Raw genomic sequence first — 20,389 nt, forward strand, 5'->3', positions numbered from 1 at the left:
GGGTCCAGGTGGTCTGATCAGGGTATGGACAGATTGACCACTTTCCTCCAACAGCGGATGGAAGCGGTGAGCGGACGGTTTTCCTCGCCCTTGCGCAGCAGGCGGCTGACGGTGGTGCTGGGCCGTTGGCTCGGCCTCGCCTTCACTGTGTGCTTCTTGACCGGGCTGTTCAGCCACCTTCTGCAGGATCCGCCAACCTGGATGCTTTTCCTTACCCGTCCCGTGTGGCTTTACGTGGCTACGCAGGGCATCCACATCACCACCGGGATAGCTTCCATCCCGCTCCTGGCGGCCAAGCTATGGTCCGTGTTCCCCGAACTCCTGCGCTGGCCGCCGCTAAAATCAGTGGTGCACGCACTCGAACGGGCCTCGATTGCGCTCTTTGTGGCCGCTTCGCTGGTGGAAGTCACCATCGGATTGCTCAACACTTTCCAGTGGTACCCCTGGCCGTTTTCCTTCAGGGATGTCCACTATTGGCTGGCCTGGGTCATCATCGGCTCTTTGGCGCTTCACATCGCTGTCAAGATGCCCCTCATCCTGGCCCATTGGAGCCGTCGATCGGACGCGGCTGCTATCGCTTCGGACACTGAAGGGGAAGGGCCGGCCGGCAAAACGGTTCCGGCTGCGGTGAAGCCTGGAACCGGTCACGGTTTGAGCCGCAGGGGGTTCCTGGCGGCAATCACCGCTGGCACCGGCGTCGTCGTTTTAACGACGGCGGGCCAGTCTTTTGCCTGGCTGTCGGGCCTGAACCTCTTCGCGCCGCGCCGAATGGATACCGGCCCGCAGGGAGTACCCATCAACAGGACCGCGGCCCAAGCCGGTGTGGCGGAGGCTGCGCTGGCCCCCGACTGGGTGCTGACCGTGTCCTCGGGATCGGTGCAGAAGACGTTCACTCTGGCACAGCTGGCGGCCTTGCCGCAGTACAGCTACGGATTGCCCATCGCCTGCGTGGAGGGCTGGAGCCAAGGGGCCCAATGGCGTGGTGTCCGGATCCGGGACCTCATGGCAACGGTGGGCGCCCCGGCGGATGCCGAGTTGCAGATTTCCAGCATGGAGAAGGGCGGCGTCTACGGGCGCTCCTTCATGCCCGCCGCATATAGCCAGGACGAGCAGACATTGCTGGCGCTCGAGCTCAACGGTGAACCCCTGGACCTCGACCACGGCTATCCGGCACGGATCATCGCACCCGGCCGGCCGGGAGTGCTGCAGACGAAATGGGTGCATAAAGTGGAGGTGATCTGATGCGACTTCCCTTGGTGCGTTCGTCGGCGCCGGCGGGACACAGGACCGTCTGGTGGGTGAGGGCGGCCTTGGGCGCCCTGGGCCTGGTGGCCCTCGGTTATGCGATCTTCGGTTTCCTGGCCAATGTGCCGCCCGCCCAGCTGATCGGTGTGGCGGCCTGGCTTGCCGTGGCGTTGTTGGTGCACGACGGCGTGCTGGTTCCGTTGACAACGTTGGCCGGCGGCGGATTGTCGCGGCTGACGTATGGCCTGAGCCCTGTCCAACAGGGGATAGTGCGCGGCGCCCTGCTGGTGGGGGCGGTGGTGACCTTGCTCGCAGCCCCACTGATCCGTGCCCAGCAGGTGCTTCAGCCAAGGGGGCCGGGCAGCGGCGCCAACGGCACCGTCCTGCAGGGGGACTATGCGCTGGCCTTGGGCGTTTTCTGGGTGGTCCTGGTGGTCGCCGCGGCTGCGGTTGTGGCCGCCGCCGGACTCTACGGCCGCCGTTCCAAGGTCAGAAACACCCGGTCCTGAACCGTCCGGGTACCAGCGGTATCCAGCCCCGCCCGGGCCGCGTGGAAGGCGAGCGCTTTCGCGCCGGCGCGGGCCCAGGGAAAGGCGGCGCTGGCGCGTCCGTCGGAATCCTCCAGCACCGCCAGATAGGCCACGTCGAGGGAATCCGGGGCTTCGGCCTCTGCCAGCACCTGCCCGCCCGGCGCCAGTACTGAGGCAACGCGCTCCAATAGCATGCGGATGTTTCCACCGATGCCGATGTTGCCATCCAGCAACAGGGCAGAACCCCAACCTCGCTCGTGCGGGACGGGGTCAAAGATGGAGCCAAGGATGGCCGCGCCCCCGCGGTCGGTTGCCAGCCGCACCGCGGCCGGGCTCGAATCGACACCCAGGGAGGCCAGCCCCAGTTCCCGGGCGGCCTCCAGCATCCGGCCTGGGCCGCAGCCCACATCGAGAACGGGCCCACGGAGGGTACGCAGCAGTTCGCGTTCGCTTGCCGTGGCTGAGGCGGACCAATCGAGCATGTTGAAGTGGACCGGCCCGATGGTTCCGCGCCAGGCAGATTCCGGACGCAGCGTCAGACGCCCCAGGCCGAGGGGCAGGCTACGGGCATACGGTTCGTGGCCACCCTGTCCAAATAGAGCTTGTCCAAATAGGGCAAGAGGGCCGGTGTCCGCTGCAAAAGCGTCGGCGTCGCGGGCGTCGGTACCTCTGGGGGCTGCCTGGATGCTCATCGCGGGGCAGTCCTTCGGGAGGGCGCGACCGCGGACGGCACTTCAACCTGCATACCCGCCGCCGGCAGCCCCGTGGCCAACCGCTCGACTGCGCGCGCAAAGGGGGTGCCGCTGCATTGTTGCGCGGCAGCCAGGGCGTCTGCGAAGTAGTCCACATCCGTCAAGACGGGCAACAGTCCCACGTCCAGGCCGGCGCCGGCCAACCGATCCAATTGGTGGGCCCCGGTCTGCGGGGTGGACATTTCCACGCCGCGGAGCAGACCGCCGTCGGGCCGGTACAGGCCCAACGCCCAGAAACCGCCGTCCGACGCCGGGCCGAGCCACGCGCGGCGAAGCGCTACCGGAGCGGGGGTTGCCCAGTCCGCCAGCAGCGGGGCCAACTGGTCCCGGCATAACTGGGGCGTGTCCATGCCCAGGATCAGCAGCGGTCCGGCCGCGAGTGAACAGATGGCCGCCAGCCGTTCGTTCAGGCCGCCGGTGCCCTGGGTGAATACTTCAAAACCCGCAGCGTCCCCATGCTGCGGCGTGCCGTCAAACACCAGCAATCGCCTGGCTGCGGGAAGGGACCGCACTGTTTCCAGTGTCTGGCTCAGGCTGGTCTGGGCCAAGGCTGCGGCCTGCTCCGGGGTGAGCGGGGGAGTGAGCCGCGTTTTGACCCTGCCGGGGATGCATTCTTTGGCAATGACGGCGATGGTGACGTTCACGGCGTCGCTCCCTGGGCATCGGCTTCTGGTCGATCGGCTCGTCTTCGGCTCTTCGTCCCCGGAGAATGCAGCGAAGCGGCGGCCAATTGCGTCGCCATGTCTTTGAGGGCCGTGACGGTTCCGCGGAGTGTCCCCGTGACCTTGGACTTCCCCAAGCGGGGCGCATAGTCGACCGGGATCTCGACTACACGCCAGCCGCCGCGGTGGGCCTTGAGGAACATCTCCAGCGGGTAGCCGCTGCGCCGGTCCCTGAGGTCCAGTCCCAGGAGAGCGCTGCGCCGGGCAAGGCGGAGGGGGCCAAGATCCGTGACAGGGATCCCCGTGAGCCGGCGCAACCGCCGGCTCAAGGCTATGTTGGCCAAGCGGGCGTGGATCGGCCAGGCACCGCCGGCAGGACGCCGGGCACCCAACACCAGATCGGCACGACCGGTGCGGACGAGCTCCAGCATCGGGGCAAGTTGGGCGGGATCCAGCGAACCATCGCAATCGCAAAAGGCCACAAACTCCGCCGTGGCCGCCAGCAGTCCGGCATGCGCCGCCCCGCCAAAGCCGCGCTTCGGTTCGTCGACGACGGTGGCCCCCAGGCTGGCGGCCAGGGCACCGGAGCCGTCGGTTGACCCGTTGTCTACGACAATCGCGCGGTATCCGGGTGGCAAGGCCCCGAGCACTTTGGGAAGCGCCGTACGCTCGTTGAGGCACGGCAATACCACGTCTACCAGCGCGGCGGGCGGACCGCCGTCGTCGTCAACTGGTCCGCCCTGGATGCCGGCCATGCCGATTCCATCGGGTGAACCGCTCTGCTCTTTCTCCACCCTTTGACCGTAGAATCCACAGGCCCGGCGCGACAGGCGAAAATCCTTACGGAACCGGGACGTTTGCCCTCCGACGGGCCCGAACAGGCGCCTGCTGCGGCCTCCCTGAACCCGGGCCGCCGCTGAAGCCGGGGCCGGCCTTCTAGCGTTGATCCCCGCGCAACGGTGCGGTGGCGAACTCGTGCATGCCGTCCTCAAAACCGTGCTTGGGGATCCAACCCAGCTCGGCCCGGGCCCGGGCCGAGCTGGCGGTGATATGCCGGACGTCGCCTAGCCGGAATTCGCCTGTGACCACAGGGTCAGCCGCCCCGCTGGCAGAACTCAGGATCGCGGCCATCTCTCCAACGGTGTGGACCTCCGAGGCGCCGATGTTGTATGCCCTCAGGCTGCCCTGCGCAATCCGTCCTGCCACCAACGCGTCAATGGACAACAGATTTGCCTCGGCAACATCCCTGACATGGACGAAACTGCGCCGCTGTCCGCCATCCTCGAACACCCGCACGCCCTCCCGGCGGGCCAGTGCCGAGCGGAACAGGCTGGCCACGCCCGCGTAGGGGGTGTTTTTGGGCATCCGAGGCCCGTAGACGTTGTGGTACCGGAGTGCGACGGCGGTGCCTCCGGTTGAGCGCGCCCACGCGGAAGCCAGGTTCTCCTGGGCCAGTTTGGAGGCAGCATAGACGTTCCTCGGATCCAAGACCGCCTCTTCGCTGACCAGCGCCGGCAACAGCAGCTCGCCGGTGGCAGGGTCGCGGGGGTCGAAGATTCCGTGCTCCAGATCCTCCACCCGGCGCGGATCCGGGCGCACCGGCCTGCCCGCTGAGTCGGTGTAGGCGCCCTCGCCATAGACCACCATGGAGGAAGCCAGGACAAGCTTGTCGATGCCTGAGGCGGCCATGCCTGCAAGGAGCACAGCCGTGGCCAGATCATTGTTGCGGATGTAGTCCGGAGCATCGAAGAAGTCCACGCCGAGGCCGACTTTGGCGCTCTGGTGGACGACGACGTCGACTCCCGCCAGCGCCGCGGCCACGGCGGCTGGGTCTCCGACGTCGCCCACCAACAGGGGCACGCCGGGAATTCCCGGCGGTCGATCCGGGTGCACTGCCGGATCCAATGAGTCCAGGATCCGGACCTCCCAGCCACGTACGACAGCAGCATCGACGATGTGGCTGCCTACGAAACCGGCTCCGCCGGTGACCAATATCCTCACGGCACTGTCCGTCCCGTGCCGGGGCGGACAGGGCCGGCGGTGCCCATCACGGTGGACACCGCTGTAGCCGGGATGAGCGCCATCCGCCACATCCCGCCGTCGTCCGCTGGCTCAGCGCCGGCCAGGCGGGCGGACACAGTCATCACGGCGTCGGACAACACCGCGAGGATCCGCGGCTGCGCGGCCGCCAGGCGGCTCAACACCAGTTCCGCCGTGACGGGTTCGGAGCCGTCGTGCCCTGTGTCGGCATCCGTAATGAATGCGAGCGCGGCGAAGTGCATGTTCAACTCCGCCGCGAGCATCGGTTCCGGGTACTGGGTCATGCTGATCAGATGCGCGCCGGACTGAACCAGGGCCGCGGACTCGGCCTTGGTGGAGAAGCGCGGACCGTTAATGACGGCCACGGTGGCCGCCGCGGCGAAGTCTTCCCTCTGGCGCTCCAGTGCGGCGATGAGTGCCGCGCGCAATGGGGCGCTGTAGGGCTCGGCGGCGGGCAGGTGCTGCACCCCGGTGGGCAGCGAGCCGTCGTAGAAGGTGTCCGCACGGCCCCAGGTCTTGTCCAGGACCTGATCAGGTACGGCAAAAGTGCCGGTTCCGTGGCTGGAAACCAGTCCGCCAACGGCCGCGGAGGAGATAACTGCTTCTACGCCCAGGCTCTTGAGGGCCCAGAAGTTGGCGCGGTAGTTGATCTGTTGGGGGGCAACGCTGTGCCCACGGCCGTGCCGGCTCAGGAATGCGACCACCGGGCCGCCGTCGCGGCCGGGGCCATCGTCGCCCTCGCGGCCGGGGCCGTCCGGTGCGGCGAGCCGGGCGATCGTGACCGGACTGGAGGGAGGCCCGAACGGGGTCGGGATGTCCAGCGTGTCGAGCACCACGGCCCCGGAAAGCTTGTAGAGGCCGGTGCCGCCAATGATTCCAATCCGTGCGCGGGGTGCCAAGCGGGGTTCTGCGAGGGGTTCCAGGAGCGATGACATGACCCCATCATCCCAACGCCGGCGCCCGCCGTCGCGGGTGGAATCCTTACGGGTCCGGAACGCGGGCGCCGGGACAGGCGGATCGGATTACTTTAGCCCTCGCGGTCGATTTGCAGATAGCTGAGTCCGCTGACATCGAGCCAGTACCGCGTGGGCGTCTCCACGAGGCGCAGCAGCACGCCCTCGCAGGAAGCGCACCGCACAACGATTCCCGGCGCGTCGACGTACACCATCGTCTCCCCGAAGACGCGGACCGCGCCGCAGTGCTTGCACCGTCCGATCGCGGCGACAATATCGAAGCGGAACAGTTCCCACAGGGGTCCGGCCACCGCGTTTCCGTCCAGATGCGGTATCGCATTGCCGGCGATTCCAGCGATGTCCTGATCCTCGAGGCCCCGATCCTTAGCGCCTGGAGAATCGGAGCCGTTGTTGCCACTCACCTGGTTCCTCCTGTTCCACCGAAGCGCTCGGTCTTGATCGAAGCGGCGGGATATCCCGCCTGCACAAGCCATTCCGCGACCGTTTCCACAAAGACAGTCTGGCCACAGATGAAGATCTCCGGGGTGGGGTCCGTCGGCAACACGTTGGCCAGCAGGGTTTCCGCCGTGAGCCGTTGCGGGGGAGTCGGCCAACCCTCCGGCGCCTTGCGTGTGTAGACGTAGTCGATGATCAGCTTGCGGGATTCCTCGCCCAAGGTTTGGAGTTCTTCCGCATAGAACCCCGCTTCGGGCGACTTGAGCGAATAGAGCAGCCGGAACGGTGCCGGATTTTCCGATGCGTGGTGGGCGCGGATCATCGACATGAGCGGCACGATGCCGGATCCTCCGGCAATCAGCTGAACGGGGTTCGTGTCCGTCGGTTTCCAGACGAACCAGCCACCCACCGGCCCTCGGATCTCCAGCTGGTCCCCGACCGCCAGTTCCCGGACCAAATAGGGGGAGACTTCCCCGTTGGCCAATTCGTCAACGGTGATCTCCAAGGTCTCGTCCACGCCTGCCCTCGCCACGGAGTATGAACGCACGGCCGTGTAACCGTCGTCTGCAGTGAGGCGGATGTCGATGTGCTGTCCGGCGAGGTTACCGTTCAGGCCGTTCACCCGCAGCCCTATGGTTCTGGCGGTTTCCGTTTCGGGCATGCTGCTGACGACGTCGGCCACGCGCCATAGCGTGCTCATCCGGCGCACCTCATGAGTAGCGCTCTTCCCGCCACGGGTCGCCGTGGAGGTGGTAGCCGTTGGATTCCCAGAAACCAGGAATGTCATCCTGCGTCAACTCGATGCCGTTGATCCACTTTGCGCTCTTCCAAAAGTACAAATGCGGCACGAGGAGTCGGGCAGGTCCGCCGTGGGCGCGTTCAAGCGGCTCGCCGTCGAATTCCCAGGCCACCCACGCCCGGTCGCCAAGAAGGTCCGGGAGCGGGACGTTGGTCGTGTATCCGCCGTAAGAGTGGGCCATGGTGAACCTGCAGTTTGTTTCCACGTTCTCAAACAGAGTATCCAGGGACACTCCGCGCCACGTGGTGCCCAGCTTGGACCAGCTGGTCACGCAGTGGATATCCGTATGGATGTCCATTTGCGGCAATGCCATGAATGCGTCCCAGGACCACGCATGACGCTGCCCTGCCTCGGTGGTGATGAAGAATTCCCAGTCGTCAGTGGGGATCCGGGGAGCGGGGCCGGCGGTAAGGACCGGGAAGCTGCCGGTTTCGTATTGTCCCGGTGGCAACGCTGGATTGCCGCTCTGCCGTCTTCCGTGAAATCCAGACGAGATGATGCCCACCATGTACCTCCGATGCGGAGACTCAAGCCGACTGTGCTCGGTTCCCCAACGATAGGGCAACGGCCGGGCGCGGTCTAGACACTAGCGATTGGGGGCCAAATGAACACCCCTCCACGCTGGTAAGGAAGGGAATGGCGGCGTCACCAGCCGCCGCGCGTGGGCGTATGTCCCTTTCGGGCATCGTCGGGCATTGCCATGTCGGCCCGCAGGCCCAGGAGCCGGATCGGACGGCCTGCCTCGATTCCGGCTGCGAGGTCCAAGGCCCGCGCGAGGATTTCGTTCCGGTCGAAGGTCTCCGGAATCTTCTTCCCCTGGGTCGTGGTCAAGAACGGCGCGTAGCGGACCTTCAGGGTCAGCCCGACGACGGGCCTTCCCTCGGCCACAACATCCTCAAGGACATGCGCCGTCAGATCCCTCACTGCGTCCTCCACCTGGGCCGGATCGGTCAGGTCCTGCTGGAAGGTGGTCTCTCGGCTATGCCCGCGGGCAACCCACGGGGTGTCGTCCACAACGCTGGTGCCGTCGCCTCGTCCAAGCTGCGCGTACCAGGGACCCATCCTGGGGCCGAACTCCGGGACCAGCTCCTGCGGGTCGGAGGCGGCGAGTTCGGCGACTGTGTTGATGCCAAGTTTGGCCAGCCGGGCCGACACCCTGCTTCCGACGCCCCACAGGTCCTTGGTGGGCCGGCTGCCCATGACATCGAGCCAGTTCCCGGCGGTGAGGCGGAAGACGCCCGCCGGCTTGCCGAACCCGGTGGCGACTTTGGCCCGGACCAGGGTGTCGCCGATGCCCACGCTGCAATGCAGCCGCGTTCGCGCGAGGACAGCCGCCTGCATCTGGCGGGCGTAGGCTTCCGGATCCTCCGTCTCAACGCCCACAAAGGCTTCATCCCAACCCAGCACCTGCACCGTGGCGCCGGGCTGCGCGCGCAGGGTAGCCATCACCGTTTCAGACGCCGCGAGGTAAGCCTCCTGATCGACGGGCAGGATCACGGCGTCGGGCACTTTCCGGGCCGCAATGCGTAAGGGCATTCCGGAACCCACACCGAACGCCCTGGCCTCGTAGGACGCGGTCGACACCACAGCCCGTTCCGTGGGGTCCCCCCGACCCCCGACAATGATCGGCTTGCCCGCGAGCTCCGGCCGTCGGAGCACCTCGACCGCCGCGATGAACTGGTCGAGATCAACGTGCAGCACCCACGGGATTCCACTCACGACACCAGCTGTCATGTCTCCGCACGCTCCGCCTCAATATCGACGCCCGTGACCACATCGCCCGCGCGCTCGTAGACGAGCCAGATTGCGCCCTTCGGGAAGGCCCGAGGCGGCTGGGTGACCGCGAAGGCGGCTGGAACGGTACCGTCCCGGAAGATCCGCTTGCCTGTGCCGCGGATCGCCCGGACCTCGGATGCGACATCGGTCAGCACTGTCGTCCCGGCCCAATCAGGGTCGGTCAGCGTGTGTGATGCGACATATTTCGGCACGGAGTTGAACCGGGCCGCAATCGGGTCGTCGGCAGGTGCGGTGGGCCAGAAACCAGCGAAGATGTCGTACGTCTTCCGCCCGAGGAGAAGCGCGTCGAGGCGATCGATGCCCGCCCCGATTGCCTCGCCGGACTCCTTGTCGAGGTACGGTGCCTGCCAGCCGCCGAACTCGAAACCGCCCTCGCGATCTTCGTCGGGCCCGCCAGGCGCCTGGTAGACCCCGTCAAGGGTGCTGAACAGGTCGACGACGATGATTCCCATGGTGCGCTCCCTTGCATAAACGGCGAGCCGAAACCGCGTCCGCTTTGACGTCGAGGGGGATATCGCGGAATCGACATCCACACGCCCCATTTTTCGGCGCGCGCTGCGGGAAGGCAAGAGCTTGCGCCGAGGCTACGAATTCAATGACTTAGCTCTGCTTGGCCCCTCGAGTTGGAAACGTTGCTCAGTCCAGCTCGTCGAACAGGCGCGTCAGGCAGTCGGTGTAATTGGTCATGGTGTCCGCGAAATTGAGCAATTGGAGACCGCCGTTGGTGGCGGCCCTTGCCCTTTCGGTGCTGGCTTCGTCGGCGTGGCAGAGGAGTGGCTCGCAACTGGTTCCCTTCGCGGTGAGCGTTGCGATTCCCCATGGATGGCTGGGGTCGGTGACTGCGATGCCCGCTGAGTCGAAGGTGTCGCGGAGGACGTATCTTGTGACCGTCCTCCATGACTGGAGGAACTGTGGCTGCAGCTGTTCAATGAGTTCATCGTCTTTGCTGTCGTAGGCACGTCCCAGGTCAGTGGATAGTTCGTCCCACTCCTGGGCGTCGCGGACCATCAGGTGTCCGGCCCGGAGACGGGCAATTGTTTCGTTCAACGTCATGGTCTGTCCCCAAACTTCCTGTCGTGTCTATCCCGCTTACGAAAGCAGGTCATCAACGGAGAGAACGGACGGGAACCCGGCATGATTCCCGTGCCAGCAGCAATTCCACGGTCATGAGGCCACGTCGATCGGTACTTCCAAGACTCTGTCGCCCCCGATCCACGTGCTCCGGGTGCCGAACTGCCTGCTCAGCCGTTGCATCCGCTCGGCGATGTTCACGGCGCTCCGGCTCGCCAGCCGGGTTTGTAGGCGGCCGATGTTCGTCGGATACAGGCGCAACATGCAAGGCACGTTTCCTTCTGTCTCCAGGAGGAAGACGAACGACTGATCGTTGCGTTGATCCGGGTCAACCGCGTAATCATCCACAAAGTCGCCGGCGCTGTAGACAATGGGCCGGTTCCTGTAAATTTCGACGCCGCGGAAAATGTGGGCCGAATGCCCGAACACGACGTCGGACCCTGCGTCTATCAATGCCCGGGCCAGACTCTGATGCGCGGGCGGGACCTTGGACCCCCAATTGGCGCCCCAGTGTGCCGAAACGACCAGTAGCTGGTTTTGGTCTTTCGTCCAACGGACCAAGTCCAGCAATTCCTTCACCCGGCGGTCACCGGTGTCCACAGGGACATAGTAGATTCCGGGAGCTCGGGCGGTTGCCTCCCAGCCCGGTTCATTGTCGGTGAAAGCAATAAAGCCGACCGCAGTTGACCCGACCCGCCGGACCGCCGGTCGGCGGGCAGATTCCAGGTCTATCCCTGCCCCCGCGCTCAGGATCCCGTGCTCATCGAGTGTCGGCAGCATTTCCAACAGAGCATCGACTCCGTAGTCGAGCACATGGTTGTTGGCGAGTGAGACCACGTCAATCGCCGCGGAGAGCAGGCTCTCCACGTTCTTGGCATCCGAGCGGAAGTGATACATCTTGCCTGCCGCAGCCGTTCCGTCGTCCGCGAGTACGCATTCCAAATTGGCGAATCTGACGTCGGCCTGCCGAAGGACCGGGAGGGTGTCGCCCCAGGGATAGTCGGGAGCAGCCACCTTGAGCTCGTCGTTAACCAGCCGGCCGAGCATGACATCCCCGAGGAGCGCAATCCGCACTTTTCCACCTCCAACTCGCAGGTTTTGCTATCAGGATGGGCCGGTTCGTCGCCTGGTGCCAGTCAACTGTCAGACGCGATATCCGCCGTCGGACCGGAAGGGGTGCCGATTCAGCGGTTCTTCGCGCAAAGGCCTCGCATGGTCCGGATTCGTGGGGAATAGTTGGATCAGGAGGCCGCCCCGCGTGTATTTCTTGCTGCGTTCCAGTCCGGACGTGGCGCGGCAGCTGGATGGGAACGTCGCGGCGATGGGAATTTTTCAGGACAGGGCTGACGCAGGGCGGCAGTTGGGGCAGAGGCTGGCGCATCTGCGCGGCCAAGAGGCAGTCATCCTAGGGGTGCCACGCGGCGGCGTTCCGGTGGCTTTTGAGGTTGCAGTGGCCTTGGACGCGCCGCTGGATGTGATCGTCGTGCGGAAGCTAGGAGTCCCGTCCCAGCCCGAACTCGCGATGGGAGCTATCGGGGAGGATGGCGCATATGCGCTCGAACGAAGCGTTCTCTCAGCCACGAGGGTCAAACGGGAAGAACTGCAGTCTGTTGAGGGACGGGAGCGGGCTATCCTCAAGGACCGGGTGGCGCGTTTCCGTACTGGCCGAGACCGCGTCGATCTGGGGGGCCGCATCGCCGTCGTCGTCGATGACGGGATCGCTACGGGCTCAACCGCCAGGGTGGCATGCCGCATTGCACGGAACCTGGGGGCAGCCAGAGTGATTCTGGCTGTTCCTGTCGCCGCGGCCGACATCCTCGCGAGATTGACGGAGCCGGACGAGGTGGTGTGCCTTGCCACGCCCCCGCGACTCACGGCTGTCGGTTACCACTACCGTGACTTCTCACCGACGGGCGACGACGAGGTGGTGTGGCTGCTTGACGCTGCTGCCGAGCGCCTGCGAAACGCGTCTTCGACCGCAGATGACCGTGGCCTCGATGAGGAGGTCCGAATCCCCATTGACGGGTTGTGGCTTCAAGGACACCTCCACCTTCCCCGATCGACTGCCGGAGTGGTGGTGTTTGCCCATGGAAGCGGTAGCGGCCGCCGCAGCCCGAGAAATAGATTCGTCGCCACAACGCTTCAGCGGGCGGGCCTGGGGACCTTGCTGCTTGACCTGCTCAGCCCGGGGGAGGAGCTCAATCGTGCCAATGTGTTCAACATCCAACTGCTTGCGCGGAGGCTGATCGCGGCAACCGGATGGCTCGGCAGAAGGCCGGACACGGCCTCATGCAGCGTGGGATACTTCGGAGCGAGTACCGGCGCCGGCGCCGCGTTGTGGGCGGCGGCCGACCTGGGAGAGAAGATCGGCGCAGTCGTCTCAAGGGGAGGACGTCCGGATCTGGCGGGTGCGAGGCTTGCCCTTGTCCGCGCCCCGACACTCCTGATTGTCGGCAGCGCGGATCACAGGGTGCTCGAACTCAACCGCCGGGCGCAAGCCGTGATGGGCTGCCCCAACCGGCTGGACCTTGTCCCGGGGGCCACCCACCTGTTCGAAGAACCTGGAACATTGGAGGCGGCGGCGATTCTCGCCGTGGACTGGTTCGTTGAGTACCTGCCGCGAGGGTAGGTCGGGCAGGGAACCGAGGCTTCGGACCTTGGCGTGCTGTTTTGAACCAGAGGCCGGATGCCGGCCCCCCTGTTGCCTCACGTCAATAGGTCCGGGAAGACTGCCCCTTGAACGTCTGATCGCTCCAGGGCTAGCATTGCCGCCACGGGACCCGGCTGTCCTTGGCCGAGGGCCAGGCGGTCACTGACGTCGATCAAATTCGAGGAGACGGTCATGGGTGAGACAGCGGCAGAGGCGTCATCAGCGCACCTGATGGTCGACCTGATCATATCCTTGGACGGGTATGCCTCGGCCGTGGGATGGCCCGGCTGGTGGGGTCTGGAGGGGCCGGAATACCTGGCTTGGCTTCAGCGGGAGGGGGAGAAGGGCTACACCTTCCTCCTTGGCGCGAACACCTACCGGCTGATGTCCGGGATGTCAGAGGAGGCCGCGGCCGAAGGCGCGGGATTCTCCGAGGACGAGGGGGCCACCCTGACCGGCCTTGCTGCGGTGCCGAAGGTCGTCTTCTCCTCCACACTGCGGGCGCCCCTGACGTGGCCGAACTCGGAACTGGTCACCGGGGACGCGGTCAAGGCCGTGGCCGAGATGAAACGGACCGGGACCGGGCCCTTGAGCACTCTCGGGAGCCTGAGCCTGTGCCGGTCGCTGCTGACCGCTGGACTCGTGGACAGGTTCCGGGTGGTCGTTTTCCCGGTGATCACGGGCAGCACCGGGCGGGAACGGATCTACGACGGCTATCCGGACGTCTCGCTCAAGATGGTCGAGAGCAGGACCTTCGACGGTCGGCTCCAGCTGCTCGAGTACATCCCCACCGTGCTCCGCGGTCCGCCGGGCAACGGTCCGGCATGAGCCAATCCGAAGGGAAATGGTCATGAACCCGACGATTTTGGTGACGGGCGGTACCGGCACCCTCGGGAGGCTCGTGGCCTCGCGCCTGCGGGACGGGGGCCACTCAGTGCGAGTGGCGGGCCGTCATGCCCCTCCACCCGAGCAAGGCATCGAATTCGCGCAGTGCGACCTAGACACTGGCGACGGAGTCGAGGCCGCCTTGAGCGGTGTCAGGACGGTGGTGCATTGCGCCGGAGCGCAGAAGGGCGACGGCGACAAGGCCCGCCGCCTCGTCGCCGCGGCTTCCCGCACGGGTGTGGCGCATCTTGTGTTCATCTCAGTCGTGGGGGCGGACACGATCCCGGTCATGAGCGGCTTCGACCGTGCGGCTTTCGGCTACTTCGCGTCCAAACGGGACGCGGAGCAGGTCGTGGCCGAGTCGGGGATTCCGTTCAGTACCCTCCGCGCCACCCAGTTCTTCGAGCTGACCCTGCTCACCTCGCGGGCCATGGCCAAGCTTCGGGTCGTTCCAGTGCCGAAGGGCTTCCGGTTCCAACCGGTGGACGCCGGCTAGGTCGCGGACCGGCTCGTCGAGCTCGCTCTCGGTCAGCCCGCCGGCCTCGTGCCCGATCTCGCGGGCCCGGCCTGCTACCCGATGGGTGACCTTATCCGCTCCTATCTCGCCGCAGCCGGTCAGCGACGACTTCTCGTCCCCGTTCACATGCCGGGGAAGGCCGCCAAGGCAATCCGGGAAGGCGCCAACCTGTCCGAGGACAGAGCCGTCGGGCGCAGGACCTGGGAGGAATTCCTCACCGAGAGCGTGCCCGGAGCTGTCCGGAGGTGACGCCCCCGGTTCCGGATCAAGTTCCCAAGTCGTCAACGACCGGCGGGTGCAGAGCGGCATGCCGGGCCCGCGCCGCCGGCTCAATGGAGTCCACAGCATAGGGTTTGGTGGCCGAGCGCCGCAGCGGAAGACGCAAGCGCACTTGATAAGCGCCGTTCCGGAACTTGGCGCGGGGATCCATCTGGATAACCAGGAGTGGCTCTTGGCGGGATGCGTCCACCCGCAGCAGCATGCCGTGCCGACGACCATCGACGAGCAGCGGAGTCGCCGGCTCGACCGCGGTCTGCTTGAGGAGTTCCTGATATTTCGGCCCCGCCCCCAAGAACAGGATTCCGTGGGAGAACCCGACGACTCGCAACGGGATTACCGTGTCAGGCTGCCGGGTGGGCCTGGGGTGTCTTTCGTGTTCCCTCGTTAAGGATTCCGTGACTGATCTCAAGGATCGATCACATTCCCGGCACCTGGCCCGCGTCCCGACGTCGGCCAAAAGGGTCACAAGCAGCCCTCTAGGGGCGCTGTTCCATTTGTCGGCCACAATGCGGCACCACGCGGGATGGTACTCCTTTCCGTTCTTCATCACGTAGACCTGGTCTGCGCCGAGGAGGGGCTTACCCTCCCGCCGGGCGGCCGGCTCGACAGGTCTGAGAGTGCCGAGGCCTTTGGCGTCTGCGCGGCCCGCGTCGCTGCCCTTGAGGTACGTGCGGATCCATGGAGTGAGGGGTCGTTTTGAGCTGGGAATTGCGGGGCCTTCCTGTGCGGAGGGAGTGCGTTCCTTCCCTCGTTCCCCCCACCTAGCTTGATGGCTTTTCGCGCAAGCCGCCAGTCCGACGGCCGTACCCCATCACCAGATTCTCCCCCCTTGACTTTTCCCTTAGGGGAAGGTGCCAAGGTGGAACGCATTCAAGAAGAGGAAAAAGCATGGCAAGAACCAAAGAAGTCACTGACGCGTCCTTCGACGCCAAAGTGCTGAAGTCAGCCAAACCCGTCGTCGTGGAATTCTGGGCGGATTGGTCTGGATCCTGCACCAGGCTTACCCCGGTCCTGGAACAGCTCGCGGTCGAATACGCCGACAAAATCGACGTTGTGAAAGTCAATGTCGATGAGAATCCGGAAACCGCGGCTGCCTTCGGGATTAGCTCTGTTCCGTCGGTGTTCTTGTTCAAGGATGGCGAACGAATAATCTCCGTGATCGGCGTCGGGGCGAAGCAGTACTTCGAAATGGAATTCGCTGAATACTTGCGCTAGCCCTGCTTCACCCCATGAGCGCCTTCCCCTACAGTGGGAGGTCAATGGGGGAAGACGAGGTGCATGGTGCGAATCGGTGAAGCCGCCCAAGCGGCGGGTATGACGAGCAAGGCCTTGAGGTTCTACGAAGAGCACGGGCTGCTGCCGGCTGCGAGACGCTCCGCCAACGGATATCGCGATTACACAGGCGAAACCGTTAACAGGCTCGACTTCATTCGCCGCGGACGCTCGGCAGGACTGGCGCTGGCGCAGATCCGCGAAATCCTGCTTCTGCGTGACGCGGGCCGTGCCCCTTGCACCCATGTGCGCGACCTTCTGGCGGGTCAGTTGGCCGACCTCGACGCGCAGATCGCCGAACTCGTCGCGCTGCGCGCCACCGTCGCTGACTACCACGCCGTCGCGGCCGCCGCGGACCCGGATGCGTGCGACGCCGAGCGGATCTGCAGCTACCTCTGAATGACTGCGCCGGAATCAGCAGTCCTACGAGCGTTTCGCGAAAGTTCGCGTTCTGGATCCCAGGTTCTTGACCGCGCAGTTGTCGCCAGGGAGGCTTTGCGTATGGCAACACGATACAGCCAAGGTATCGCCGTCGGGGCAGCCGCGCTGGCGGTGTTGGGCGGATGTGCGCTGCCGGCAGCGCGGCAAAGCAACGTCCCTGCCAGTCCGACAACATCCGCTGCCTCTGGCGTCCCTTTTGCTCTTTTCACGCACTGTGGCATCTACGAAGTACAGGTGGAGGGCTCCTTCTTTGTTGCCGAGCAGCCGCTGGACGACGGCCACGGCAATCCGCCAGCAGGCTGGGGCAACCCCTACCAGCCGGGCACCATCACCGTGGAGGGCCAGAGAGCGGTATTCCATGACGACAGCGGCCACACCGTGACCTTCCACGAACGTGCTGGTGCCACGGGCTTCCTGAGAACCTGTTCCTGAGGCTTGGCTTGAGCGAAAGCCGGCAAGGCTGGGTGGGCCACCCAACCGCGGTCATTATCTGACGCGCCTATCATTGTGTCAGGGGGCGCGGCCACTGCTTTGCGGAGGGAAGAAATGAGCCCTGAGCCACAGTCGAATTGGCGCAACCACGGAGTCAAAATCATTCCAGGTTCGCAACTCGATCCGAATACGCCGCAAACGCCTGGCATGGCAAGGGCGGCGGCAATCACATATGCCCGGGCGGGGGCCAGCAAACTATGGGCGGGCACCGTCACCATCGATGCCAATGCCAGAACCGGGCCCCACCATCACGGAGAACTGGAAAGCGTCATATACGTTGTCAACGGCCGGGCACGTATGCGATGGGGAGACAACCTCGAGTTTGTCGCAGAGGCCGGGCCGGGCGACTTCATTTTTGTTCCGCCGTTTGTGCCCCACCAAGAGATCAACGCGAGCAAGACCGAGCTTCTCAGTTGCGTGCTTGTCCGCAGCGGTCAGGATCCAATAGTCATTAATCTGGATATCGAGTCCGCTGAACCCCCGGAAATAGTCCCCTGGATCGATCCCATTCATCCTGCTCCCTGAATCGACACGTGTTGGTGAGTGAAGTGAAGCGATTCGTCATGGTCCTGCTGGCCGCGGTCCTGTGGTCGTGCGGATGCGCCGGTCCAGGCGGTCCAGACACCGAACACAGCGGGGTTGTCACCGGTGTTGTCCTGACAGCCCCTGTGTGTCCCGTCGAACGTGTCGGTCAGGAGTGTCCGCCGCGCCCCGTCCCAGGGGCCGCGGTTGTCGCCTTGGACGGGGAAGCTGTCCGGGGCTCGACACTGAGCGATGGAACCGGGGCCTTCCGTCTCACGCTGCCTGACGGTCGTTACGTGATCAAGGCGAGCAACGTCGGGGGTTACGTTTCGACGGCCACCGAGCCCGTGGTCATCTCGAAGACCCCCGTTCACATCACGCTGGTTGTTGACAGCGGGATTCGATAAGCGAGCTACTCAGCGGAAGGTCGTTTTCGTTGCTGTTTCGTCGCCGCTCGCTGTTCCTTTGCGACCCGGTGCCGACGCTTGGAGCTTCGGGTCGGTTTGCTCGCCCGGCGGGCAGCAGCTTCGGGAGCAAGACCCTCTGCCACGAGGCGGGAGAGCTTGGCCATGGCGATCTCGCGATTGCGCAACTGGGACCGCTGCTCGGAGGCGGTCACCGTGATCACCCCGGCGATGAGACGTGCTCCAAGACGGGTGACAAGCAGCAGCCGTTGGTCATCGGAAAGCGCTGCGGAGCCGGCGACATTCCATGACAGTTCGACGCGGCTGTCCGAGGTGTTGACGTGTTGACCGCCTGGCCCTGACGAGCGGGAGAACCGCCAGCCGAGTTCCGACGTCGGAATCGTGAGCGCGGGCGACACTTCGAGATCCATGCTGCAAGCGTTTCACGATATGGGAGGGAACAGAGCCCCGTCCCGTGCTTCTCAGCTCCCGGATGCCTTCGCAGCTTTGATGGCTGCCTTGGCAGCCTGCTTGTTGGCGCGTACTTTTCTCAGCGACTCCGGATCCACGATGTCGGCGACAGAAAGAAATGCGCTCTCCTGGCCGTAGGCGCCGGCAGCCTCACGCCAACCCTGCGCCTGGAGTCCGCGCTGCTTGCCGAGCAGCGCCAGGAAGATCTTTGCCTTTTGCTCTCCGAAGCCGGGCAATTCCTTCAACCTGCGGAGCACCTCCTCGCCGTCGGGCTCGTCCTGGGTCCAGATGGCGGTTGCGTCTCCATTCCAATCGCGCTGAACGGTCGCGGCGAGATCCTGGACGCGGCCGGCCATGGAGCCGGGGAAACGGTGGACGGACGGACGCTCCTTGAAGACCTCAACGAAACCTGCAGGGTCATATTCGGCGATTGCGGCAGGGGACATGGACCCGATGCGCGTCCGGATCTTTTCGGGTCCGGCAAACGCAGACTCCATGGTCACCTGTTGGTCTAGCAGCATGCCGATGAGAAGTGCGAACGCGTCATCGCTGAGCAGTTGGTCGGCGGCGGGGTCGCCAGTAATGTGCAGTTCCATGCGCCCATCCTCCCACTTGCTTTGATTCGCGTCATGGTGGTCAACTCAGCAGCCTGGTTCGGTCTCCGTCTGTGAGCTCGCCGGCAATTCGCGCCGTTCGAGTGTCTCCCCATAGGGAACGTCGCGGCTGATGGCGACGGTGTACCTGGTGAATCCGTGCTGTGTAACGAGGATGCCGTGACGGCGCTCGTTGACGGCGTGTTCGCGGGCGATTTCGACGGCGGTGTTCAGGTCGTTTTCTATCGTGTCAGGGTCGTGGGCGGTGATTTCCAGGACGACGTCCGAGTGGCGTTTGATCATCGTGGTCTCTTTCTCGGCGGGAAGTGCCGGGACTCTCAGCGGTCACGGGCTTCCGGGGCCGGGCGCACCCGGGGAGGCGGAAAGCGGTGGTTCGAGAGGGGTTGCCCGGCATTCTGTGATGGGGCGGTTGCTGGCCGTAGAGTCCGGCGGGCTTGATCGGCGGAACATTTTCCTGCGGATCTGTAGCCAGTGTGGACGATCGGCGGCTCGGGCACAAGTTGAATTGCCGAAAAAGTTGGCCGTGTCGGCGAAATACATCCGCGGACGCAATTACGCGGGAGCGGGTGTCTGGCTGTCCTAGGACCGGGAGGGCCACGCGCCGGAGCAGGTTTGTGCCCTAGTGTCGATTGAGACCGCCGAGCTATAGCGAGGGAGTACCGATGAGAATTGCAGTGACGGGTGGAAGCGGAAAGCTGGGCCGGCACGTGGTGCGCCGGCTCAGCGGGGACGGGCACCAGGTGTTGAACCTGGACCGAGCGGGCGAGCGGAGTCCAGGTCTGGCGATCGTCGACTTGCGTGACTACGGCCAGGTGCTGGATGTGTTCCTGGGGCTGGACGACCGGCACAGTGGCTTCGACGCCGTTGTGCATCTGGGGGCCATTCCAGCACCCGGCATCGTCCCGGATGTTGCGACGTTCGAGAACAACATGCTTTCGACGTACAACGTGTTCCAGGCGGCCCGCCGGGCCGGCATCAAGAAGGTTGTCTACGCCTCAAGTGAGACGGTGCTGGGCCTGCCGTTCGACGTCGACCCTCCCTATATCCCGGTGGATGAGGAATACCCGGCCCGGCCGGAGAGCACCTATTCGCTGGTGAAGCATCTGGAAGAGCAGATGGCGATCGAGTTGACGCGCTGGGACCCCGAGCTGAGCATCGTGGGGCTGCGGTTCTCCAATGTCATGGACGTGGAAGACTACGAACGGTTTCCGTCCTTCGACTCCGATGCCAGGCTGCGTAAGTGGAACCTGTGGGGATACATCGATGGCCGGGACGGGGCGCAGGCTGTGGCCCGGGCCCTCGAAAACGGCAAGCCCGGGTTCGAAGCATTCATCATCGCGAACGCGGACACAGTCATGAGCCGGTCCAGTGCCAGCCTCGCTGCGGAGGTGTTCCCGGACGTCAAGGTGATCAAGAAGCTGGAAGAGCACGAGACGATGCTCTCCATCGACAAGGCCAGGCGACTGCTTGGGTTCGAGCCCGAACACACTTGGCGCACTTACCATTCGAACCGCACTACCCCTGTCGAGGATTGAGG

Annotated in this window: 28 protein-coding genes; 12 read left to right on the forward strand and 16 right to left on the reverse strand. The window is 65.0% G+C overall.

Annotated elements, in window-relative coordinates; genetic code table 11:
* The first annotated feature begins 24 nt into the window (after positions 1 to 24).
* The gene (locus ABH924_RS09510; protein WP_404498300.1) at positions 25 to 1,242 is read left to right on the forward strand and encodes a molybdopterin-dependent oxidoreductase; all 1,218 of its coding nucleotides are present in this window, start codon (positions 25 to 27) and stop codon (positions 1,240 to 1,242) included.
* Complete coding sequence (locus ABH924_RS09515) at positions 1,242 to 1,754, forward strand: hypothetical protein (protein WP_404498302.1); 513 nt, start codon at positions 1,242 to 1,244, stop codon at positions 1,752 to 1,754. Before ABH924_RS09510 ends, ABH924_RS09515 begins: the two co-directional genes overlap by 1 nt.
* Here ABH924_RS09515 and ABH924_RS09520 read toward each other — a convergent pair.
* From ABH924_RS09520 to ABH924_RS09575, 12 genes are all read right to left on the reverse strand, one after another.
* Positions 1,715 to 2,467 carry a methyltransferase domain-containing protein gene (locus tag ABH924_RS09520; RefSeq protein ID WP_404498304.1) on the reverse strand — a complete coding sequence of 251 codons (753 nt, stop codon included), beginning with the start codon at positions 2,465 to 2,467 and terminating at the stop codon, positions 1,715 to 1,717. The genes ABH924_RS09515 and ABH924_RS09520 overlap by 40 nt on opposite strands.
* Complete coding sequence (locus tag ABH924_RS09525; RefSeq protein WP_404498306.1) at positions 2,464 to 3,171, reverse strand: DUF2064 domain-containing protein; 708 nt, start codon at positions 3,169 to 3,171, stop codon at positions 2,464 to 2,466. Before ABH924_RS09525 ends, ABH924_RS09520 begins: the two co-directional genes overlap by 4 nt.
* Positions 3,168 to 3,983, reverse strand: coding sequence for a glycosyltransferase family 2 protein (locus ABH924_RS09530; RefSeq protein ID WP_404498308.1), 816 nt, complete (start codon positions 3,981 to 3,983; stop codon positions 3,168 to 3,170). The genes ABH924_RS09525 and ABH924_RS09530 overlap by 4 nt, the downstream gene beginning before the upstream one ends.
* Positions 3,984 to 4,125: 142 nt before the next feature.
* Positions 4,126 to 5,190, reverse strand: a complete 1,065-nt coding sequence (locus ABH924_RS09535) for an NAD-dependent epimerase/dehydratase family protein (RefSeq protein ID WP_404498310.1) — start codon at positions 5,188 to 5,190, stop codon at positions 4,126 to 4,128.
* Positions 5,187 to 6,164 (reverse strand): MTAP family purine nucleoside phosphorylase, encoded by a 978-nt coding sequence (locus ABH924_RS09540; protein ID WP_404498312.1) that lies wholly within the window; start codon positions 6,162 to 6,164, stop codon positions 5,187 to 5,189. The genes ABH924_RS09535 and ABH924_RS09540 overlap by 4 nt, the downstream gene beginning before the upstream one ends.
* A 92-nt stretch (positions 6,165 to 6,256) precedes the next feature.
* A complete protein-coding gene (locus tag ABH924_RS09545; protein ID WP_234754548.1) occupies positions 6,257 to 6,604 on the reverse strand; it encodes a DUF6510 family protein in 348 nt (115 codons plus the stop codon).
* Entirely contained in the window at positions 6,601 to 7,338 is a 738-nt protein-coding gene (locus ABH924_RS09550; protein WP_234754550.1) for a ferredoxin reductase, read from the reverse strand. Before ABH924_RS09550 ends, ABH924_RS09545 begins: the two co-directional genes overlap by 4 nt.
* Before the next feature lie 10 nt (positions 7,339 to 7,348).
* Entirely contained in the window at positions 7,349 to 7,942 is a 594-nt protein-coding gene (locus ABH924_RS09555; RefSeq protein ID WP_404498381.1) for a sulfite oxidase-like oxidoreductase, read from the reverse strand.
* A gap of 140 nt (positions 7,943 to 8,082) precedes the next feature.
* Entirely contained in the window at positions 8,083 to 9,171 is a 1,089-nt protein-coding gene (locus tag ABH924_RS09560) for a DNA polymerase IV (RefSeq protein WP_404498314.1), read from the reverse strand.
* Entirely contained in the window at positions 9,168 to 9,686 is a 519-nt protein-coding gene (locus ABH924_RS09565; RefSeq protein WP_404498316.1) for a dihydrofolate reductase family protein, read from the reverse strand. The genes ABH924_RS09560 and ABH924_RS09565 overlap by 4 nt, the downstream gene beginning before the upstream one ends.
* A 184-nt stretch (positions 9,687 to 9,870) precedes the next feature.
* Positions 9,871 to 10,287 carry a hypothetical protein gene (locus tag ABH924_RS09570; protein ID WP_404498318.1) on the reverse strand — a complete coding sequence of 139 codons (417 nt, stop codon included), beginning with the start codon at positions 10,285 to 10,287 and terminating at the stop codon, positions 9,871 to 9,873.
* Positions 10,288 to 10,398: 111 nt separating this feature from the next.
* Positions 10,399 to 11,379, reverse strand: coding sequence for a CapA family protein (locus ABH924_RS09575; protein ID WP_404498320.1), 981 nt, complete (start codon positions 11,377 to 11,379; stop codon positions 10,399 to 10,401).
* Positions 11,380 to 11,563: 184 nt separating this feature from the next.
* Here ABH924_RS09575 and ABH924_RS09580 point away from each other — a divergent pair, with 184 nt between their 5' ends.
* The 4 genes from ABH924_RS09580 (at position 11,564) to ABH924_RS09595 (ending at position 14,606) form a co-directional block, all read left to right on the forward strand.
* The gene (locus tag ABH924_RS09580) at positions 11,564 to 12,934 is read left to right on the forward strand and encodes a phosphoribosyltransferase family protein (protein ID WP_404498322.1); all 1,371 of its coding nucleotides are present in this window, start codon (positions 11,564 to 11,566) and stop codon (positions 12,932 to 12,934) included.
* A 213-nt stretch (positions 12,935 to 13,147) separates the two neighbouring features.
* A complete protein-coding gene (locus ABH924_RS09585) occupies positions 13,148 to 13,783 on the forward strand; it encodes a dihydrofolate reductase family protein (RefSeq protein WP_404498324.1) in 636 nt (211 codons plus the stop codon).
* A 22-nt stretch (positions 13,784 to 13,805) separates the two neighbouring features.
* Complete coding sequence (locus tag ABH924_RS09590; RefSeq protein WP_404498326.1) at positions 13,806 to 14,336, forward strand: SDR family oxidoreductase; 531 nt, start codon at positions 13,806 to 13,808, stop codon at positions 14,334 to 14,336.
* Positions 14,337 to 14,384: 48 nt separating this feature from the next.
* The gene (locus ABH924_RS09595) at positions 14,385 to 14,606 is read left to right on the forward strand and encodes a hypothetical protein (RefSeq protein ID WP_404498328.1); all 222 of its coding nucleotides are present in this window, start codon (positions 14,385 to 14,387) and stop codon (positions 14,604 to 14,606) included.
* Positions 14,607 to 14,622: 16 nt separating this feature from the next.
* Here the strand turns inward: ABH924_RS09595 and ABH924_RS09600 are convergent, their stop codons facing one another.
* Positions 14,623 to 14,964 carry a hypothetical protein gene (locus tag ABH924_RS09600; RefSeq protein WP_234754563.1) on the reverse strand — a complete coding sequence of 114 codons (342 nt, stop codon included), beginning with the start codon at positions 14,962 to 14,964 and terminating at the stop codon, positions 14,623 to 14,625.
* A 560-nt stretch (positions 14,965 to 15,524) separates the two neighbouring features.
* Here ABH924_RS09600 and trxA point away from each other — a divergent pair.
* The 5 genes from trxA (at position 15,525) to ABH924_RS09625 (ending at position 17,770) form a co-directional block, all read left to right on the forward strand.
* Entirely contained in the window at positions 15,525 to 15,851 is a 327-nt protein-coding gene (trxA, locus tag ABH924_RS09605) for a thioredoxin (protein ID WP_404498330.1), read from the forward strand.
* Positions 15,852 to 15,917: 66 nt separating this feature from the next.
* Positions 15,918 to 16,307, forward strand: coding sequence for a heavy metal-responsive transcriptional regulator (locus ABH924_RS09610; RefSeq protein ID WP_404498383.1), 390 nt, complete (start codon positions 15,918 to 15,920; stop codon positions 16,305 to 16,307).
* 102 nt (positions 16,308 to 16,409) lie between these two features.
* Positions 16,410 to 16,781 carry a hypothetical protein gene (locus ABH924_RS09615; RefSeq protein ID WP_404498332.1) on the forward strand — a complete coding sequence of 124 codons (372 nt, stop codon included), beginning with the start codon at positions 16,410 to 16,412 and terminating at the stop codon, positions 16,779 to 16,781.
* A gap of 114 nt (positions 16,782 to 16,895) precedes the next feature.
* On the forward strand, positions 16,896 to 17,366 hold the full coding sequence (locus tag ABH924_RS09620) for a cupin domain-containing protein (protein WP_404498334.1): 471 nt from the start codon (positions 16,896 to 16,898) through the stop codon (positions 17,364 to 17,366).
* 23 nt (positions 17,367 to 17,389) lie between these two features.
* Positions 17,390 to 17,770, forward strand: coding sequence for a carboxypeptidase-like regulatory domain-containing protein (locus ABH924_RS09625; RefSeq protein ID WP_404498336.1), 381 nt, complete (start codon positions 17,390 to 17,392; stop codon positions 17,768 to 17,770).
* 5 nt (positions 17,771 to 17,775) lie between these two features.
* On the opposite strand, the gene arfB is transcribed toward ABH924_RS09625, so the two are convergent.
* Genes arfB through ABH924_RS09640 form a run of 3 tightly spaced genes read right to left on the reverse strand, consistent with a single transcriptional unit; the run spans position 17,776 to position 19,134 of the window.
* The gene (gene arfB / locus ABH924_RS09630; RefSeq protein WP_404498338.1) at positions 17,776 to 18,198 is read right to left on the reverse strand and encodes an alternative ribosome rescue aminoacyl-tRNA hydrolase ArfB; all 423 of its coding nucleotides are present in this window, start codon (positions 18,196 to 18,198) and stop codon (positions 17,776 to 17,778) included.
* Positions 18,199 to 18,249: 51 nt separating this feature from the next.
* Positions 18,250 to 18,834 (reverse strand): HhH-GPD-type base excision DNA repair protein, encoded by a 585-nt coding sequence (locus ABH924_RS09635; RefSeq protein ID WP_234754586.1) that lies wholly within the window; start codon positions 18,832 to 18,834, stop codon positions 18,250 to 18,252.
* Positions 18,835 to 18,879: 45 nt separating this feature from the next.
* A complete protein-coding gene (locus tag ABH924_RS09640) occupies positions 18,880 to 19,134 on the reverse strand; it encodes a hypothetical protein (RefSeq protein WP_404498340.1) in 255 nt (84 codons plus the stop codon).
* Between the two features lie 380 nt (positions 19,135 to 19,514).
* Here ABH924_RS09640 and ABH924_RS09645 point away from each other — a divergent pair, with 380 nt between their 5' ends.
* The gene (locus ABH924_RS09645) at positions 19,515 to 20,387 is read left to right on the forward strand and encodes an NAD(P)-dependent oxidoreductase (RefSeq protein WP_234754591.1); all 873 of its coding nucleotides are present in this window, start codon (positions 19,515 to 19,517) and stop codon (positions 20,385 to 20,387) included.
* Positions 20,388 to 20,389: the final 2 nt, after the last annotated feature.

Source organism: Arthrobacter sp. GAS37, from assembly GCF_044908325.1.
In the GTDB taxonomy this organism is placed as follows: Bacteria; Actinomycetota; Actinomycetes; order Actinomycetales; family Micrococcaceae; genus Arthrobacter; species Arthrobacter ramosus.

What these genes read in the sequence shown, in the direction of transcription:
- ABH924_RS09510 (WP_404498300.1), top strand. Translation starts at nt 25, where the DNA reads ATGGACAGATTGACCACTTTCCTCCAACAGCGGATGGAAGCGGTGAGC.
- ABH924_RS09515 (WP_404498302.1), top strand. Translation starts at nt 1,242, where the DNA reads ATGCGACTTCCCTTGGTGCGTTCGTCGGCGCCGGCGGGACACAGGACC.
- ABH924_RS09520 (WP_404498304.1), bottom strand. Translation starts at nt 2,467, where the DNA reads ATGAGCATCCAGGCAGCCCCCAGAGGTACCGACGCCCGCGACGCCGAC.
- ABH924_RS09540 (WP_404498312.1), bottom strand. Translation starts at nt 6,164, where the DNA reads ATGTCATCGCTCCTGGAACCCCTCGCAGAACCCCGCTTGGCACCCCGC.
- ABH924_RS09550 (WP_234754550.1), bottom strand. Translation starts at nt 7,338, where the DNA reads ATGAGCACGCTATGGCGCGTGGCCGACGTCGTCAGCAGCATGCCCGAA.
- ABH924_RS09560 (WP_404498314.1), bottom strand. Translation starts at nt 9,171, where the DNA reads ATGACAGCTGGTGTCGTGAGTGGAATCCCGTGGGTGCTGCACGTTGAT.
- ABH924_RS09565 (WP_404498316.1), bottom strand. Translation starts at nt 9,686, where the DNA reads ATGGGAATCATCGTCGTCGACCTGTTCAGCACCCTTGACGGGGTCTAC.
- ABH924_RS09570 (WP_404498318.1), bottom strand. Translation starts at nt 10,287, where the DNA reads ATGACGTTGAACGAAACAATTGCCCGTCTCCGGGCCGGACACCTGATG.
- ABH924_RS09585 (WP_404498324.1), top strand. Translation starts at nt 13,148, where the DNA reads ATGGGTGAGACAGCGGCAGAGGCGTCATCAGCGCACCTGATGGTCGAC.
- ABH924_RS09590 (WP_404498326.1), top strand. Translation starts at nt 13,806, where the DNA reads ATGAACCCGACGATTTTGGTGACGGGCGGTACCGGCACCCTCGGGAGG.
- trxA (WP_404498330.1), top strand. Translation starts at nt 15,525, where the DNA reads ATGGCAAGAACCAAAGAAGTCACTGACGCGTCCTTCGACGCCAAAGTG.
- ABH924_RS09615 (WP_404498332.1), top strand. Translation starts at nt 16,410, where the DNA reads ATGGCAACACGATACAGCCAAGGTATCGCCGTCGGGGCAGCCGCGCTG.
- ABH924_RS09620 (WP_404498334.1), top strand. Translation starts at nt 16,896, where the DNA reads ATGAGCCCTGAGCCACAGTCGAATTGGCGCAACCACGGAGTCAAAATC.
- arfB (WP_404498338.1), bottom strand. Translation starts at nt 18,198, where the DNA reads ATGGATCTCGAAGTGTCGCCCGCGCTCACGATTCCGACGTCGGAACTC.
- ABH924_RS09635 (WP_234754586.1), bottom strand. Translation starts at nt 18,834, where the DNA reads ATGGAACTGCACATTACTGGCGACCCCGCCGCCGACCAACTGCTCAGC.
- ABH924_RS09640 (WP_404498340.1), bottom strand. Translation starts at nt 19,134, where the DNA reads ATGATCAAACGCCACTCGGACGTCGTCCTGGAAATCACCGCCCACGAC.
- ABH924_RS09645 (WP_234754591.1), top strand. Translation starts at nt 19,515, where the DNA reads ATGAGAATTGCAGTGACGGGTGGAAGCGGAAAGCTGGGCCGGCACGTG.